Raw genomic sequence first — 16,673 nt, 5'->3', positions numbered from 1 at the left:
ATTTGCCCGCTACTCTCCGGACCACGGGCACAGGAATCAGTCCGCAACTCTGCACGGCGCGGTCGGTGAACGGTTCTCGTGCCACGAGGTGCTGGAACACCGCCTCCGCCGTGCAGCCCCGTCCGCTGCCCGGATGGAGCGTCAGGGGCGCCGAACAATCCTTTTCACCCGTCATCGTCCCTGACACCGTCATACAGTCCCCACTCATCGAGCCCCGAGTAGATCCACGCGGTGCGGCACGTGGGGTCTGAGAAGCACTCGGCCTCCCCGGCGTAAGTCGCCACCAGCGAGTCGCTACCCCGCCACCAGGTGTCCGCCAGCCCCATGACCTCTCTCACCAGCGTGAAGGAGTCCAGGGCGATGGCGTCGACCGCATCGCCGGTAACCCTGGTGATCCCCTTCGCACGCGTAGACGCATGGTGGGCCAGCGCGAGGGACTCCACCCACCCCTCCACGGTCTGGTGCAGAGGCGTCCAACGATCGCCAAGGATGCCGAACTCGCCCGCGGGTCCGATCACGAACGAGTACGGGAGCGCCGTCCGCTGGGGCCCCGCATCGAACCACCACCCTTCGGCCGGCGAACCTTCCGGAAGGTCGGGATCCAGATACTTGGGTCCACCGTCGTAGCTCGGAGCAGGAGGCAGGACGAGACCACCCCAACGTTCCTGGTACACCGTCACGCGGTCCAGCTCCGCCGACGGAACCCCCAGTGCAAGCCACTGCTCCCTAAGCCGACCCACCGGCGGCACGTCGACCTTGATGCCGTGCACGCCGACAAAGCGTCGGGCTCGCCGCGTCAGCCCGTCGGGCTCCTTGGTGGTGAGATTGAGCTCCACCCGACCGACGCTATCCGGTCCGGATCGGCGCGAGCGCCGACCAGCAGCAGGCCTCCGCGGGGCGGCTGCTCCGACTCTCGCCCGAAGCCTGAAGGCATGACAGCAAGACTCACGTCAAGCCTCGCTCACAGACCTTTCTGTAGGCGGCGCACACGCCAGTCTTTTCGTCAGCCGGGGCGGGGCGCGTGCCGCTGGGCGGTAGTCGGATGTTGAGGAAGGCTGATTTCACTGCGCGCGTGAACACGCTGTTCGATACGTTCTGCCGATGCGAAAGCTCGCGGAGATCGAGGACTTGTCGGGGGTCGTGCGTGACGTGCTGGGACCGGGTTGCTGTGTGACAGCGGTGGACCGGTTGCGCGGGGGCAGCAAGAAGGGGGTGTACCGGGTTCGAGTTGACGGAACCCCGATGGCGAGCGTGATCGTCTACAACTGGGCCGAAGAGGAGAACTTCTGGCCGGGCCAGAACGGAATCGATGCCGGCGACCCCTTCGCACCCGCCTCAGGTCTGGCAGCGTTCCTCACCTCACAGCGGAGTCTGGACAACCTGGGCGTTAGGGTTCCGCGGGTCCTCTTGGCGGACGAGAGCCGGCATCGCTACCCGGCGGACGTGGCCGTGGTCGAGGACGTCTCCTCGGGAACTCTCGAAGCACTCCTTGAGAGCGATCCCGCCCGGGCAACTGCGGCCCTGAACGACCTGGCCGCGATGGTGGAGATCATGCACAGATGCCTCGCCCCGAAGTACGGCCGGGTGGATCTGCTGGAGCAGGGTGGCACTGCAAGCGGAGTTTCCTGCGAGCAACTGGTTCTTGATCGGGCCCTGCGCGATTTGGAAGAGGCCTCGGGCAGAGATCGCAGGATCGCGGCATCAGACGGTCACTTGCGTGACCGTCTCCACGGCTTGGCCGAACTGGTGGCCCCCCGCGCGGAATACGGGTTGATCCACGGAGAGCTGGGCCCCGACCATGTCCTGGTCGACGCCGAGGGCCACGCGGTGCTGATCGACATCGAGGGCCTCATGCACTTCGACATCGAGTGGGAGCACGTCTTCCTCCAGCTCCGCTTCGGCAGGCACTACCCGGCCCTGTCACGGCCCGGCCTCGACCCAGAGCGGCTGGACCTCTACATGCTCGCGATGCGCCTGTCCCTGGTTGCCGGCCCGTTGCGCCTGCTTGACGGCGACTACCCCGACCGAGCCTTCATGCAGGGGATCGCCGAGCACAACCTGAAAGAGGCGCTGGCACTCCTTCCGTAGCAGACAGGAGCGTCCCTCCCTCTGAAAAGGGGTTCTGAACGCGGCTTGATGACCCATGTCAAGCATCGTTCACAGACCGTTCTGCGGGCCCACACACCTGGCTGGATGAGAGCTGGGGAAGGCGACTGTTTGGGCACTGCGGTCCGGAGCGGCCATGGCTAACCTACAGTTATGTTGACCTGCAGGGATGGCTCGAGCGGGTTGCCTTTGCCGAGTGGATATCCGAGACGGTGATTGCTGGATAGAGTCGTCTCGTTACAAATGGTTGTGGGGACAACCAAAGTGCCTTTCGGCTGCCAATGTCCTGGGGAGGGCCTGCAGCACATGAGTCGTCGCTCTAGTGGTTTTGTCGGCGTCTGGGCCGAGATGCAACGGCAGCAACAGCGCCAGCAGGAGGCTGAAGCCAGACAGCGGAGGCAGCAAGAACAACAGGCACGTGCCTACCAACGGCAAGCCGCCCAGAACCACCGCGAGTACAGGCAAGCAGAGGCGCAACGTCGCACAGCGGAACTGGACGCACAGGTTGCGTCGCTGCAAGGGCTTCTCGCCTTAGGGTGCCAGGCTCCGGCTTTTCGGGCTTCCTCTCTCATGCGGCCCGAAGAGGTCCAGCCCTTTGATCCAGGACCATTGGCGCGGCCCGTTCCCATGCCAGATTTCAATCACTACCAAACGCAGAGCGGTTGGACTGCGAGTCGCCGGGCCCAGGCGCAGGCCGAAACACAGGCGCGCTTCGAGCGGGACTGGCAGGCTGCCCAGGCCGCGGAGGGGCATCGACAGCAGCAGCTGGCGTCGTACCAGCGTGAGTACCAACAGTGGGCAGATGCTCAGCTGGCTGATGTCCGGCGGCACAACGCTGGCGTCGTCTCGGTAACCGAAGGCGTAAGGCGCTGGGATCCTGATTCCGTGGTCGAGTACTTCTCTGCTGCTCTCTACGCTTCGACGGCGTGGCCGGAAGGTTTCCCGCGTCAGGTGGCAGCAGCCTACGACTCGGCAGCCCGACAGTTGGTGCTGGATTGGGAGTTGCCCGACTACAGCATCGTGCCGGAGATCAAGGCCGTTCGGTACATGTCCGGAGTCGACCAGGACAAGGAGACCCCTCGCCCGGTAGGCCAGCGTCGTGCTCTTTACAGGGAAGTTCTCGCGCAGTGCATGCTGCTTGTGCTGCATGAGCTCTTCGCTGCGGACGAGCTGGGCGCGCTTGAGTCAGTGGCCTTGAACGGGTTCGTCGATGGGCACGACCCTACGACGGGCCGGCCAGGCCACATCTGCCTCGCGACTGTCATGGCATCGCGTTCTTCGTTCAGTGACCTCCACCTGGCACAGGTTGACGCAGGAAGTTGCCTGGCTGATGCGCTCCGAGGGCAGCTCTCGGCTCGGCCAGACCAACTCACAGCAGTACGGCCGAGTCGGCAGCCGCAGGACGTCGGGAACCGCGTTGTCACCCACGGCAGCGATGAGGAACCAGACCTGTACAACATGGATCCGATCGCCTTCGAGAATCTCGTCGCCGATCTCTTCCGGGCGATGGGCATGCAGGCAGTGACCACCCAACGCTCCAATGATGGCGGTGTGGACGTCGACGCACTGGATCCGACGCCGATTCGAGGTGGCAAGATCGTCGTGCAGGTGAAGCGCTACCGCAACACGGTGCCGCCCACCGCCGTGCGCGACTTGTACGGGACCGTGCAGGATGCGGGTGCCAACAAGGGTGTCCTCGTGACGACGTCAGGGTTCGGCCCTGGCTCACATACCTTCGCAAGCGGCAAGCCGCTGGAACTAATCTCGGGCCCTGAACTCGTCGATCTACTGCATCGCCATGGGCTGCGCGGGCGGCTGGGTGAGGGGGGTCGGCAAGTCTCAACACAGCCGACGCCCTCGGGGCCGGACACTCGGCTGCCAGACGACTACAACGTCTTGGGCATGTCATGGACCGGAAGCGTTGCCTTGGACGTGTGCGCTCTTGTCTGCCGTGGCAACCGCGTACTTAGTGACGATCACTTCGTCTTCTTCAACAACCCGCAGACGCCGGACGGCTCAGTGCGGGCCCTTCCCGCATCGGAGCCGGACAAGGCCGCGATCTGCGTGTCCTTCGACGGGTTGCCAGATGCAGCTGACAGGTTCGTGCTCGTGGCCGCCATCGACCCAGAAGTCAACGCTGATGCCGATCTCTCCGGATTCACAGATGCCTGCATCCGGCTTCTTGATCCAGGCATGACCGAGCTGGGACGCCTAGCGGTCTCTGACGGACGGCCGCACGAGACCGCCTTGGTTCTCGGCTCCTTCCGTCGCAGGTCCAACGGCGATTGGGACTTCGTCCTCGGTGGCAAGGGCTACACAGGCGGTCTGGAAGAACTCGTCCAGGACTACGGCATCGACGTGGTGTAGATCAGCCGGCGCCCGGTGCGGCCAGCAGGACGGTCGTGGTCTGTGAACGCGGCTTGATGACCCACGTCATGCGTTCGCGCTTGAACGGCGCTACGAACGTCCGAGCGCGCAACGCCGGTTCCGCGATCTCCCGCGGGTATGCCTGGTACACCGCGATCGTGGAGTCGGCGAATTCCGCCCGCACAATACGCCGCTGCTCTGCCTCTGTCACCGACCGCGCACCTCGGCCGCCCACGTACCCGCCTTGTGGACTTCCGGTCCCTCGACGTGGGCGGCACCGGCCGCATACAGCAGCCACAGCAGCTCAAGGGAGCCGAAGAAGGATTCCCCCCAGCTGTCGACCCAGACGCGGAGACGCGACGGCCCCACCGGGACGACGTCCCAGAACTCCCAGCCGCGAGATTCCTCCTCCGGGTCGAACCGGTAGATCCAGTTCTGCAAGGACCAGGGGCCTCCACCGCTGTGGTCCACGTACGCGGCGCGGCCGTGTCGGACGAACTCCTGTGCCGGTGCCTCGCCGTCCCGGACGGAGGCCGCCGTGAACCAGTCGGGGAACTCGTCCGTCGGCAGATCCTCGTCGTCGAACTCCGCCGTGCAGGCCAGCTGGAGGGCTGCGGACAGGACCTGCCGCACGCGGAGCGCGTACGCCTCGGGGGTCCCCTCGAAGACATCGACAGTGAAAGCGGCCAGAACCGGTGGAGCCGACTCGATCGCGGGACGCTGCCGAGTGCGGTCCAGTTCGGCAGCGACACTCTCCTCGCTGTGGATCATCGCACGACCTACCCTTTCTGTTCCACGCTTCCTGCACCCTTGATGATGTTGTCGCTGAGTTCGTCGAGGAGCTTGGCGGGATTGGGAGTGACTCGTGCGGGGTGATGCATGTCCTGGGGAGCCCGTCGGGCCGCAACCGGTAGCCGTGATCTTAGGAAAACGGCCGCCCACGGCGATACCGAAGGGAGGCTTGTCGGCCCGATCCATGAGCATCGTGGCCGGATGTCCCTGTCAGTGCCGTGAGTTTGAATGGCTTCATGACCGTTCACGACGCCGTCGCGGCCCTGCCGAGCCTCGGCAGGCTGAGGCATGTATGCCTTTCCATCGCTGCGGCTGAGGCCGTACTGAATCCCGGGGACTCGAGGCACTACTCGTTCAACGCGCACTGGTCGGAGACCGAAGAGGTCTTCTCGATGCGGAACGGCAGTGGCGACGAGTTCGACATCGTCTTCTCCCCCGCCGGCGCCTACATACGTGGATTCGACCACGAGTCACCGATGAGCCCGTACGCCGATGACTCGGTCTGGCCAGGGGTGCTCGACTCGGTTCCCGAGGTCTTTCGCGCTCAGGTCGAAGAACCTGCCTTCATGTACGACGGCCTGCCCGGGGTGACCTTCTGCCTGTGGCGTGAGGCAGGAGACACGAGCTGGCACGCCGGCCGTATCGACTTCCCCCATGGCCATGGGGATCCCGACGGCTCGGATTGGATGCTCGGCCTGCTCACGAACCCAACACCCGAAGTGTTCGTGTCGTTCGCCGAGGACTACTACGAGCAGCCCGTCGACATCGACGCCGTGCGCCACGTCTTTGAGGGGCGCCCATTGACGCGCGAGACCGTCACTCGTCTGAACCCCGACGCCTCCTTCGCGGAGATCGTTAAGGAGGCAGACCTGATGGGGTATCCCGTCGCCCCGATCGGCGGACCTTCCTGACCAGAACGGAAGCCTGTATTCCTCAATCAGACCTGTACGGGCTCCCGCTTCCGCCCTCCGTTCACCAACTTCCGCAGCTTTTCCCGCGTTTCTGCATCCGCCGAGTAGACGATCGTGCCGACCATGCCCCGGGTCAGCAGCACCTTGTACGTGTTGCGGATCAGGCGGTCCACCTCCGTGTCGGGAGTGGACCTCTTGAACACCGGGTCCTTCGACGCCGTGCGGTCCGTGACCCAGCGGTCGCCGCGCCAGACCAGGTCGGGGCCGATGATCACGCCTGACCAGTCGTACTCGAAACCCTGGGCGGTGTAGACGCAGCCGACCTGTCCGAAGCCGGCCGGGTCGGTGGCCCAGAGGGCGGCCGGGGGCGCGCCGGACACGGAGCGGTCGCCGCGCAAGTTCCAGGGGCGGGCCCAGTCGCCGATGACGACGTCCGGGACGAGTGGGTCACCGGGCTTGGGTTCGGGAGACCAACGCCAGCAATAGCCCGCGGACATCCGGGCGCCGTACCCCCGCGTCCGGCGGGCTTCGAGGAAGGCCTCCATGTCCTGGGGGCTCTCGGCGACCAGCAACTGCATGCGGCCGTCAGGTTCCCACGCGACCGGTCCGCCCGGCTCCAGGCCCAGGAGGCGGACCACCCAGCGAAGGTAGGCGTCACTCCCACCGCACCGGAACTGACTGTCCAGCGGCACGACATGGCAGGGGATCTCCCGCTTAGCCGCTGCCGCCTTGATCTCGGCCACGGTGCCCATCTCACCGGGACGGACGACCTGGTGCTCGTCGAGGAAGAAGACGGGCACGTGGGCGACGTCGATGAGTTCGTCGATCTGCGCCCTGCCGGTGCGATGCTCGGCGCGCGTGTAGCGGTTGGCCGAGGTCTCCCGGATGCGGTGCGCCTCGTCGCAGATCAGGGCGCCCAGGCTGTTCCTCTCGGTCGTCATGAAGCTGTTGAAGTACTTGAACAGGTCCTGGACTTCCCGCTTGCGGGCTCCGGCGACCTTCCTCATCGTCTTCGTGAACGACTGCGAGCCAGTGGCATGCAGGGCGGGGACGCCGCGCCGGTAGAGCTCGCCGAGCAGTTGGAGAGCGATCACGCTCTTGCCGGTACCGGGACCGCCCGTGACGATCACGACTTCCTTGCGGTCGGCGCGCTTCGCCTTCTCCACCGCGTTGAGCACCATGCGGTACGCGACCTGCTGCTCGTCGAGGAGGACGAACTGGGTGCGCTCCCGGACCTCCTCGGCGGCCACCGACATGAGCTGCTTGGAGGGCACCGTGGCGCCCGCCCGGAGTTCGTCCGCCGCCTGGGCCCCGGACTGCTTGTCACTCAACCTCGTCCGGAGGTGGTCGAGGAAAGCACCGCGGCGTTCCGCGGTGAAGAGCAGCCCGTGCTCGTCACGCTCGATCTCCCGCAGCCCGGCCACGCCGAACTCGGTGGCGTTGTGCAGGTACGCCGCTCCGGCCACCCGGTGCCCGTGTTCGGCCACCGCCCCGTTGAAGTTGACGAGGTACTCGCAGTACCGGCGCACCTGCTCAACGGGGTTGAGGACCGGGTGGGCATACGCGTCGACATGACAGAGGGTGGGGTCGTCCTCGTGGGGCAGCGCCTGGCTCCACTGCTTCAGTTCCACGATGACGTACGACGGTTCGCCCGTAAGGGGGTGAACTCCGGCGAGCACGACATCCGCACGCTTGCTGTTCAGCGGGAGCGAGTACTCCAGCATGACCTCGACGTCGCCGAGGCCGGCGTCGTTGAGTGCGGCGGCGAGGACGGGGATGCTGCGCTCCCAGGAACGCGTTTCCGATGTGCCGGGCCGATAGCCGTGCATGTGTACGAAGTTGTCGGTGAGGTGCAGGAACAGCGAACCGTCGAGTGCCATGACGGCGACCGTTTTCGCGGACGCGCGGAACAGCAAGGACTTCCCCCAGGCAGCACGAAGAGACTCGTGCGGGTGGGGGCATGTCCTTCGAAACTCCACCTGGGTGGAGCGGAAGCCCGTCGGGCCGCGTTGGCGATGTGTTCGAGGGTACCTGGCGGCACGTAGGGGCGTACTGGTCGGCGGTAGCAGACGCCGTGTCCTGCCTCCCCCGCCGACCCCTTTCCATCCCTGGTGGATCAGGGCTTGACGGGCGTCAAGCCGCCCGCCGACGCGGAAAGGCCCATCTACGAGGTGGCCTTCCAGGGCAAGACGCAGCGCCTGGCCATTAGCGTGGGCGACAACGGATACGTGATCGGAGCCAACCCGGTATGACACGCGAAGGAGCAGGGGTTCTGCTCGTGCAGGCCCGGGGCGGGCCGTCGCCGCTGTACGAGCCGGAGGTCTCCTGGGCCGACCCGGACCAGGACGCCTTCACCCGTGACGTCCCGCTGGACGACGATCGGCTGGCCCTCCCCGGGGAGCTGGCGGACGCGCTGCGTTCCTGGGGACTTTCCCGCCCGAAGGACGGATTCACCTCCCGTCCCGACCTGCGCAGGCATGTCGCGCAGGGCCTGGCTCTCTCCCAGCGGCTGGCCCGGCACCTCGGTCCGTCGTGGGCGGTGCGCTACTGGGACGAACGCCACGGCTCGACGAAGTGGGTGTGCTGGGGCTGCGACCGTCTCCACTGGGAACGCGACAGCCACGGCACACCGCCGCACCCGGTCGACATCACCGTCGAGGGCGAGTTCAAGTACGGTCCCCTGCGTTCCGACGGGTTCGGGGACTTCTTCCCCGCCGACCCGGCCGCCGCCCTGGACCTGTCCGAGGGGCTCGTCTCCGATCTCTACGCGTGGGCGAAAGGCATCGACGACACCCTCAACCGTGAACTGCGGGACCGGGAGGAGGGCAAGTACGAGGCCGAGTGGGAACAGCTGTTCCGTGCGGGTTCGGCGTTGGCGCGGCGGCTCGCGCAGGAGCTGGGCCCGTCGCTGACGGTGTCCTACAAAGGCCTGGCCAACGGTGGCCTGACGGCCCTCACGTCCATCAGCTGGCGAGGAGACCTGCTGTAGCGACAGGGTGTGTACCTCGGTACGCGTGTACAGCCCTTCGTTCTCGTGGAGGAGATCGAGCAGTGCCCGCGCCGCGTGGTCGACCGGTGCATCCCGCTCGACCGCATCAGGGCCATCGTCTCCCGGGGCGTGCCTCACAGGTGAACTCCGCGGCCAACCTGGCCTTCGGGGCATACGGACATCTACTCAAGGTCCCCGAGAACTGGGCCGCGCTGGGGTGGGCCATCGACCAGGAGTACTTCCTGGGGGCGCTGGAGGAATGCCGGAACTTCCGCAACAGCCTGATGCCCTTCAGCCGCGACCCCATCACCGACGAACGACTGCTTCCCGCGCAGGGGCTGCTGGAACTGCTGCGTTCGGTGAATCCGCAGATGTGAGAGATCGTCGAGCGGGGAGTGAGCAGCGCATTCTCCGTCCGTGGCGATGCAGCAGGGCGCGAGACCGAACGTCACCCCCGGGCCGACTGTCCTCTGCGGGCCGGCAGCCCAGCCTCGTGCCGTTACGACGTGCGGGTCGGTACGGGAACCGTCGAGGCCGGGACATTGGGCTGTCGGCAGGGCGGGGTGTATGGCTCGTGGGGTACATACTCGCGCCATTCCTCCGAGGTGATGACATCGCCCACGGCCCTGCACAGTTCGTCCTCGTTGTCTTCTGGAAGGGTGCTCCAGAGGTCCACCGACTGGGAGATCGTGGTGACGAGGAAGTGCCCGGTGGGACTGAAGGCGACCATGCTCGCCATGCCCAGAGAGTCCTGGTGGGCCATTCCCCCCTGCGGGACGGGAGCCTGCGGATCAGTGACGTCCCACAGGGCCACTCGCGCGCGGTTGTCCTCCGGACCGATGACATTGCCCAGGTCGCCGTCCTCGACGAAGGCGAGGGTGCGTCCGTCCGGGCTGAACGACGGGATGCCATCGGCTCCGGGCGCGTGGATGATGCCGAGGGTAGCGGTGAGGCGGTCACCGTCCACCTTCCACAGCCGGATCGTGCCACTGCTGTCACGGACCGCGATCCACTGGCCGTCCGGGCGGAACGCACTGGCACTGCCCGAGCCCAGTCTCGCGGGCGTCAGTCGGTAGGTCGGCCGGGCGACGGGGTGGCGGGGATCGGAGATGTTCCAGGTCAGCAGGGTCTCTGCGGTGTTCGCGGTGAGCAGGCGGCCGTCCGGCGAGATCGCGACCTGAGACGCGTTGGCGGACAGCCGGGCGAGCTGCTGCGGGTGGGCCGGGTCGTGCACGTCGAACAGCTTCACCGACGGCCCGGCGGGATAGGGGCCGTTCGTGGCGTCGTTGTTGTCGGCCACGGCCATGATCCGGCCGTCCGGGCTGAAGACGATGCTGACCACGCCTTGGTCGATGGAGTCGATGGTGTCAAGCGCGGGAACACCCGGACGCGTCGTGTCGCGCAGTCGGAGGATCGCCTTCCCGGTGCCGGTGTGCTCACTGTCGGCGAACACCGTGCCGTCCGGTGTGAACGCGGCGGCAGAGGCTGTGACACTGCCGCCGGGCAGGTCGGCCACCACGTGGTGGCCTGTGCTGCCGGTGAGGTCGACAAGTTGGCCTGAGTCCCCGCCGACGACGGCGAGCAGCCTCTTTCGTCCGCCGCTGATCACGACCTTTCTCTCGAAGCCGTTCGGGATCTGGCCCTCGGTGGCGGAGGCACCCGGCTGGTAGGGGTCGCCGACGTCCCACTGCTGGACACCGTTGCCGGTCGCGTGCAGAAGGACATCGGTGCCCGGCTCGAACAGCACGGGACCGTTGTGGTCCCCGTCCACACCCGGCAGTGGGTGGATGGGAACCACGTGCGCCATGTCGTGCGACTGCCAGAGTGTCAACGAACCGGTGCTGCCATTGCAGATCCGTTCCGGAAGTCCTTCCTCGAAGTGCGCGCCCGCCGCCCGGGCAGGCAACGTGATCATGGCGTCGAGGTCCTGAGCGTCCAGCGTCGCGGGAACGTTCACCAGTCCCGGCGCCACGGCGTCGAGCAGTTCGGGGGCGAGCGCGGCGAGCCTCGGATAGAAGTCGTCCCGCATCACCAGCAGCACACCCAGCGCGGCGGGCGAGGTGATGGCGGCGGTGAGCCGGCGCAGCGCCGCCAGGTGGCGATCGCCCGCGGACCCGCCTGCGACGGCCTGCGTCAGGAGCTCCTCGAACTGGTCGATCACCAGCAGGACACGGTGGCTGCCGGGTTCCGCGGTGAGCCGGCGCTCCACGGCTGCGACGATCCCGTCGTCGGCCGAGCCGGGCAGCCCGGCTCGCTCGATTGCGGTTGGCAGATCCTGCTCCGGGCGCACCACGACGGGCAGCCACCGGTCGCTGCCCGGCAGACGGCCCGCGGACAAGGCCGGCAGCACCCCCGCCTGGACCAGCGAGGACTTGCCCGCGCCGGACGGTCCGAGCAGCAGCACAGCGCGGCGCTGCCCGGCCAGGGCTGCCAGCACCCGCTCGACAGCGGTATCCCGGCCGTGGAACCACGCCGCGTGTTCGGCGGTGAACGCTTCCAGCTCCCGGTAGGGGCGTGCGTCCTCGCGCACGGCCAGTTGCGGCCAGACGTCCCGCAGTACCTCGGTGGGGGTGGCGTAGGCGATGCCGAGGCCCTTCACATGCACATCGGGAGCGGCGATGGCGGTGACCATGCCGATGACCCGGCCGGTCTGCTCGTCGATCACCGGTGCACCGCTGAAACCGGTCGTCAGGTCATTGGCGTCGGTCAGCTGCAGCAGGGCGCCGCTCTCCTCGGCGTCGGCAGAACCGGGCGCGAGCAGATGGCCGGCCGTGCCGTAGCCGTGATGACCGCCGGACGGCGCCTGGCTGGGATAACCGAATGAACGCACCCGATGCCCCCGGCAGCCTCCAGCAGAACCGAGCGGCAACGGCGCAACGCCGGCAGGGCGCTGCGCAAGGCGTATCACTGCAATGTCCTCGGCAGCGGGCGCGCGCCACGGTTCGACGAGAACCTGCCCCTGCGCCCGTGGGACGCCGGATGCCTGCGGAAAGGCGAGACCCACGGTGCCGCCCGGGCCGAAACCTGCGGCAGAGACCACGTGCGCGCACGTGACCACGATCGTGTCCGCGACGAGGAAGCCGGCTCCGGCCACCTCACCTGCCGAGTCGAGGATCTGGGCGACCGCGGCAGACACATGACTGCCCGTCACCGACCGGTCCACGTCCCCGGAGTCAGCCATCCGTACCGGTACCCGACTCTCCGCGCCGCCACGTCGCCCTGATCTTGAGATGGCACGCGGCCTCCCCCCTGGTGATCACGACCCCGGCCTGGCACGACAGATCGACACCGAACTCCACCTCGACTTCGGTGGGCCCGGCCCTGCGCAACTGCTCCAGCGCTGCCCGTGCGGTCTCGGTCACCGTGCCCAGGGCCGCCTGCAAGCTCATCGGCAGATCATGGATGGCATCACCGATCCGGCCTGCCTTCACCGGCCCGTCCGAGTCCGCCGCCGGCGTCTCGACCAGGACCGACCCGCCATCGTCCAACGCCATTCGAGCAAGAACAGCCACGTACTTCCCCTCCGCCGCAAGCCCCTCTCCATGCACGGGCCGACACGACCCTAGCCGAGCGGTCCGCCGGCTCGAACCCCTTCAGGAACTCCGCAAGCAGCTCCACGCTCTTCCGCTCGCACGCCTGCGGCCCAGGGCCCAGCGCCGCAACCGAGCTACGACAACCAGCCTCGCCGGCCCCGCCAGGCAAAGCCGCATGCAGCGGCAGACGAGTCGGGCTGTACGCCGGGTTCTGTTCCCCGGTTCCCTCGCGGGGGCCGGGGCGACGGCCATCCATCTAGGGCCGGTGTTGCCACCGGCCTCGTGCGGTCTACCCGGGGACTCGGGCGGGCAGCCCTCGAACGTCCCCGCAGAGCGCTTTTCACGGCGCTCCTTTTGACCTTGCTCCGGGTGGGGTTTACCTAGCTGCCCAGGTCACCCTGGGCACTGGTGGTCTCTTACACCGCCGTTTCACCCTTACCCGGCACCGAAGTGCTGGGCGGTTTGTTTTCTGTGGCACTGTCCCGTGGGTCGCCCCAGGTGGCCGTTAGCCACCACCCTGCCCTGTGGAGCCCGGACGTTCCTCGGGAAGCCCCTCAAGGGGACTCCACGCGGCCGCCCGCCCGGCTCGTCTGCCGTGATGACCATGCTACCCGCCGGGTGCGGGTGTCCGTCTCCGGACGGTCGGGACCGTCCGAACCGTCCGGGCCCTCGGCGACCGGGCCCGCCATCGTCGCCAGTACCGACCCCGTCAGGATCAGCGTGAACGCCGCTCCGATGCCCCACGTCAGCCGCTCGCCCAGGAACAGCGCCCCGGCCGCTACCGCTACCGCCGGATTGACGTACGTGAAGACCGTCGCCCGCGTCGGGCCGACCTCCTTGATCAGCTCCAGGAAGGCGACGAAGGCGAGGGCGGTGCAGATCACGCCCAGGCCCAGCAGGGCCGACAGGACGGAGGCGGAGGGGAGGGAGGAAGGCCAGGAGAGGGCGGCCGACGGGGCGTACACCAGGGCCGCCAGGGCCAGGCACGGTGCCGTCAGCTGGAGGGTGGGGACGTTCTTCAGCCAGCGGGCCGCGATCAGAGGCGCCGTCGCGTAGCCCAGTACCGTCAGCATGACCTCGCCGAGTGAGCGGGCGTCGCCGCCGGTCAGGTGCGGGACCGTCAACACCCCCACCCCCGCCAGGCCCAGCCCCAGCCCGGCCATCCGCCGTACGCCCAGCCGCTCCGCGTTGCCGAAGAAGCGGGCCAGCACCACGCCCACGATCGGCACCCCGGCGATCAGCAGGCCCGCCGTCGAGCTGGACAGGTGGCGCTCGGCGTCGGTGAGGGTGAACCAGGGGCCGATGATCTCTATGCACGCGAAGGCCAGCATCGGTAGCCAGTGGGAGCGGAGGACGCGGAGCAGGCCGCCGCCCCGTATCGCGAAGGGCAGCAAGAGCAGGGCTCCCAGCGCGCACCTTGTGAACACCACCATGGACGGGGAGAGGGGGGCGTCCACCGCCACCTTGATCATCAGGTACGGGATACCCCAGACCACTCCCATCAGGGAGAACAGGAACCAGCCGCGTGCAGTCATACAGACAGCATCGGCCGACCCCCTACCTGCCGTCTTGAACGCTGTTGCGGTACGCCGCTGGCGTCACCCCGAGCACCCTGCGGAACCAGCGCGTCAGGTGCGCCTGGTCCGCGAAGCCCACCAGGGAGGCGACCTCCGCCGGACGCAGGCCCGCGTCCAGGAGGCGGCGCGCCCGGGCCACGCGGTGCTGCGCGAGCCAGGCGTACGGCGGTATGCCCATCGTCGTACGGAAAGCGCGGAGCAGCTGGTAGCGGGACAGGTCCAGCTCCGCGGCGAGGGTCGCGAGGGAGGGGGGCTCCAGGAGTTCGTCCGCCAGGCGGTCCCGTACGACTAGGGCGATGCGCTCGGCGCCCGGTACCTCGTCGCAGGTGGGACGGGCTGTGGAGTGGCGGCGGGCCAGGGCCGTGAGGAGCCAGGGGAGGCGGGACTCCGTCTCCAGGGGGTCGGGGCAGGCGCTCAGCTCGGTGTGGGTGGAGAGGATGGCCGCGGCCAGTTCGGGGTCGTCGATCAGGGGTTCGCGGAAGTGTGGGAGACCACCGAGGGTGCCGTCGGTGAGGAGGGTGGTGTCGGCGTAGAGGGCGCGGTAGGCGTAGCCGTCGGTCGCGTTTCCCGGGCCGCCGGTGTGGACCTCGTCGGGGGCGAGTACGACGATCGAGCCCGGGCCCGTGCGGATGTGGCCGCCTCGGTAGTCGATGACCTCGGAACCGCCGACGCAGACGCCGACCGTGAACTCGTCGTGGGCGTGGGGTGAGTAGACGTGCTTGTCGAAGCGGGCGGTGAGGAGGTCGAGCGAGGGGCCGCAGCGGCCCAGCCGAGCCCTCGTCCACAGCGCCTGTTCCATGCGTCGCCCCCTTTCGCGTCATGCTCAGGGTGCAACGCCGGGAGGGTCAGAGAAAGTCCGCTGTCTCGAGGTCGAAGGCGAACGGCTCGGGGAGGGTGAGGGGCTTGCCGAGGGGGCGGGTGCAGTGCTCTCGGTAGTCGTCGTTCTCGGGGTCGCTGAACAGCGTGACTGATGAGGCCTCGCGGTCGATGAGCAGGTAGAGCGGGATGGCGCCGCGGGCGTAGCAACGGCGCTTGGCCTCCCGGTCGGCCTTGGGCTTGGTGGAGGTCACCTCCAGCACCATGGCGACGCCCTCGCAGGGCATCCAGGAATCGGCGCCGCGATAAAGGCGCAACTTCATGGGGGCGAACGTGCCGTCCGGAATCACGTGGTCCTTCGGACATCCGCCACCGCTCCGCAGCTTCAGTCCCTTGTTCCCCGAGAACTGCATGTCGGTCCTGGACCTCCTGATCACCTGGTTCACGATCAGCCCGATGTAGTCCTCGTGGTCCCCGTCCGGCGGCGGTGTCACGACGATCTCCCCCTCGATCAACTCGGCCCGGAAGCCCTCCGGGGTGTCGAGAGACAGGAAGATGTCCAGCAGGCCCTCGGCCGGCGTGGTGGACTCGTGCGCCACGGCAGTCATGTCACGCCCCTCCTGCGGTCGCTCGCCAGACTGAGACATCGGAAGATCACCTGTCCATGAGATCGGGACCCGTTCCGTCGATCGTGGCACACGATCACCGGCGCCGTCAGAAGTCGGGGGCCCGTACGCTGTCCGGAGCTCAAGAGAAGGAGTTCGTCCGTGCTCGTCCTGTTGCCGCCGTCCGAAGGCAAGGCCGCCTCCTCCGGTCGTGGCGCCCCGCTCAAGCTGGAGTCGTTGTCGTTGCCGGGGCTGACCGCCGCCCGTGAGGCCGTGCTCGGGGAGCTGGTGGAGCTGTGTGCCGGGGACGAGGACAAGGCGTGTGAAGTGCTCGGGCTGAGTGAGGGACTGCGGGGCGAGGTCGCCAAGAACGCCGGGCTGAGGGCGGCGGGGGCTCGGCCCGCCGGGGAGATCTATACGGGGGTGTTGTACGACGCCCTGGGGCTGGGCTCGCTCGACGCGGGCGCCAAGAGGCGGGCAGGGCGGTCGCTGCTCGTGTTCTCGGGGCTGTGGGGTGCTGTACGGATCAACGACCGGATTCCTTCCTACCGTTGCTCGATGGGCGTGAAGCTGCCGGGGGTCGGGGCGCTGGGGGCGCACTGGCGGGCGCCCATGGCGGAGGTGCTGCCCGAGGTAGCCGGGGGCGGGCTCGTGCTTGATCTGCGGTCCTCCGCGTACGCGGCCGCCTGGAAGCCGAAGGGTGAGGTGGCCGGGCGGACGGCGAGCGTGCGGGTGCTGCACGCGCCGACGCGGAAGGTGGTCAGCCACTTCAACAAGGCGACCAAGGGGCGGATCGTACGGAGCCTGCTGACGGCCGGGATCGCACCGAAGGGGCCGGCGGAGCTGGTGGAGGCGTTGCGGGACCTCGGGTACGTGGTGGAGGTGGAGGCGCCCAAGGGGGGCGGGAAGGCGTGGACGCTTGATGTTCTCGTCGATGAGGTGCACTGACACGAAGGCGGTTCAAGGACCCTTGTTGC

Annotated in this window: 15 protein-coding genes, 1 other RNA gene and 1 pseudogene; 7 read left to right on the top strand and 10 right to left on the bottom strand. The window is 67.9% G+C overall.

Translation table 11 applies throughout. The features are described 5' to 3' along the window. Positions 1-164: 164 nt before the first annotated feature. Positions 165-836, bottom strand: coding sequence for a hypothetical protein (locus tag ACIRVK_RS20320; protein ID WP_404248883.1), 672 nt, complete (start codon positions 834-836; stop codon positions 165-167). 265 nt (positions 837-1,101) lie between these two features. On the opposite strand from ACIRVK_RS20320, the gene ACIRVK_RS20315 reads away from it, so the two are divergent. Further along, entirely contained in the window at positions 1,102-2,088 is a 987-nt protein-coding gene (locus ACIRVK_RS20315) for a phosphotransferase family protein (protein ID WP_404248881.1), read from the top strand. Between the two features lie 324 nt (positions 2,089-2,412). After that, positions 2,413-4,473, top strand: coding sequence for a restriction endonuclease (locus ACIRVK_RS20310; RefSeq protein WP_404248879.1), 2,061 nt, complete (start codon positions 2,413-2,415; stop codon positions 4,471-4,473). Between the two features lies 1 nt (position 4,474). Here ACIRVK_RS20310 and ACIRVK_RS20305 read toward each other — a convergent pair whose 3' ends face one another. Both ACIRVK_RS20305 and ACIRVK_RS20300 read right to left on the bottom strand, forming a co-directional pair. Beyond that, complete coding sequence (locus ACIRVK_RS20305; protein ID WP_404248878.1) at positions 4,475-4,684, bottom strand: DUF4291 family protein; 210 nt, start codon at positions 4,682-4,684, stop codon at positions 4,475-4,477. Further along, positions 4,681-5,244: a hypothetical protein gene (locus ACIRVK_RS20300; RefSeq protein WP_404248876.1), complete on the bottom strand. Its 564-nt coding sequence runs from the start codon at positions 5,242-5,244 to the stop codon at positions 4,681-4,683. Before ACIRVK_RS20300 ends, ACIRVK_RS20305 begins: the two co-directional genes overlap by 4 nt. A gap of 257 nt (positions 5,245-5,501) precedes the next feature. Between ACIRVK_RS20300 and ACIRVK_RS20295 the strand changes: the two genes are divergently transcribed. Beyond that, on the top strand, positions 5,502-6,176 hold the full coding sequence (locus tag ACIRVK_RS20295; RefSeq protein ID WP_404248874.1) for a hypothetical protein: 675 nt from the start codon (positions 5,502-5,504) through the stop codon (positions 6,174-6,176). 26 nt (positions 6,177-6,202) lie between these two features. On the opposite strand, the gene ACIRVK_RS20290 is transcribed toward ACIRVK_RS20295, so the two are convergent. Further along, positions 6,203-8,092 (bottom strand): DNA/RNA helicase domain-containing protein, encoded by a 1,890-nt coding sequence (locus ACIRVK_RS20290; protein ID WP_404248872.1) that lies wholly within the window; start codon positions 8,090-8,092, stop codon positions 6,203-6,205. 195 nt (positions 8,093-8,287) lie between these two features. Here ACIRVK_RS20290 and ACIRVK_RS20285 point away from each other — a divergent pair, with 195 nt between their 5' ends. The 3 genes from ACIRVK_RS20285 (at position 8,288) to ACIRVK_RS20275 (ending at position 9,542) form a co-directional block, all read left to right on the top strand. Continuing rightward, positions 8,288-8,428: a hypothetical protein gene (locus tag ACIRVK_RS20285; RefSeq protein WP_404248870.1), complete on the top strand. Its 141-nt coding sequence runs from the start codon at positions 8,288-8,290 to the stop codon at positions 8,426-8,428. Then, positions 8,425-9,165, top strand: a complete 741-nt coding sequence (locus ACIRVK_RS20280; protein ID WP_404248868.1) for a hypothetical protein — start codon at positions 8,425-8,427, stop codon at positions 9,163-9,165. The genes ACIRVK_RS20285 and ACIRVK_RS20280 overlap by 4 nt, the downstream gene beginning before the upstream one ends. 140 nt (positions 9,166-9,305) lie before the next feature. Continuing rightward, a complete protein-coding gene (locus ACIRVK_RS20275) occupies positions 9,306-9,542 on the top strand; it encodes a hypothetical protein (RefSeq protein ID WP_404248866.1) in 237 nt (78 codons plus the stop codon). 122 nt (positions 9,543-9,664) lie between these two features. Here ACIRVK_RS20275 and ACIRVK_RS20270 read toward each other — a convergent pair whose 3' ends face one another. From ACIRVK_RS20270 to ACIRVK_RS20245, 6 genes and pseudogenes are all read right to left on the bottom strand, one after another. Next, positions 9,665-12,346, bottom strand: a complete 2,682-nt coding sequence (locus ACIRVK_RS20270) for a trypsin-like peptidase domain-containing protein (protein ID WP_404248864.1) — start codon at positions 12,344-12,346, stop codon at positions 9,665-9,667. After that, positions 12,339-12,659 carry a CU044_2847 family protein gene (locus ACIRVK_RS20265; protein ID WP_404248863.1) on the bottom strand — a complete coding sequence of 107 codons (321 nt, stop codon included), beginning with the start codon at positions 12,657-12,659 and terminating at the stop codon, positions 12,339-12,341. The genes ACIRVK_RS20270 and ACIRVK_RS20265 overlap by 8 nt, the downstream gene beginning before the upstream one ends. Before the next feature lie 223 nt (positions 12,660-12,882). Then, an RNA gene (gene rnpB, locus ACIRVK_RS20260) (RNase P RNA component class A) lies at positions 12,883-13,287 on the bottom strand. Between the two features lie 160 nt (positions 13,288-13,447). Continuing rightward, a pseudogene (locus tag ACIRVK_RS20255) lies at positions 13,448-14,170 on the bottom strand (DMT family transporter); the annotation flags it as partial. Between the two features lie 85 nt (positions 14,171-14,255). Next, positions 14,256-15,074 carry a helix-turn-helix domain-containing protein gene (locus ACIRVK_RS20250; protein WP_404248861.1) on the bottom strand — a complete coding sequence of 273 codons (819 nt, stop codon included), beginning with the start codon at positions 15,072-15,074 and terminating at the stop codon, positions 14,256-14,258. A gap of 46 nt (positions 15,075-15,120) precedes the next feature. Then, positions 15,121-15,699: a Uma2 family endonuclease gene (locus tag ACIRVK_RS20245; protein ID WP_404248859.1), complete on the bottom strand. Its 579-nt coding sequence runs from the start codon at positions 15,697-15,699 to the stop codon at positions 15,121-15,123. A 159-nt stretch (positions 15,700-15,858) separates the two neighbouring features. Between ACIRVK_RS20245 and yaaA the strand changes: the two genes are divergently transcribed. After that, the gene (yaaA, locus tag ACIRVK_RS20240; RefSeq protein ID WP_404248857.1) at positions 15,859-16,644 is read left to right on the top strand and encodes a peroxide stress protein YaaA; all 786 of its coding nucleotides are present in this window, start codon (positions 15,859-15,861) and stop codon (positions 16,642-16,644) included. Positions 16,645-16,673 lie beyond the last annotated feature (29 nt).

It is taken from the genome of Streptomyces sp. NPDC101152, assembly GCF_044768275.1.
GTDB lineage: Bacteria > Actinomycetota > Actinomycetes > Streptomycetales > Streptomycetaceae > Streptomyces.
This window is presented reverse-complemented; position numbering and strand designations above follow the sequence as displayed.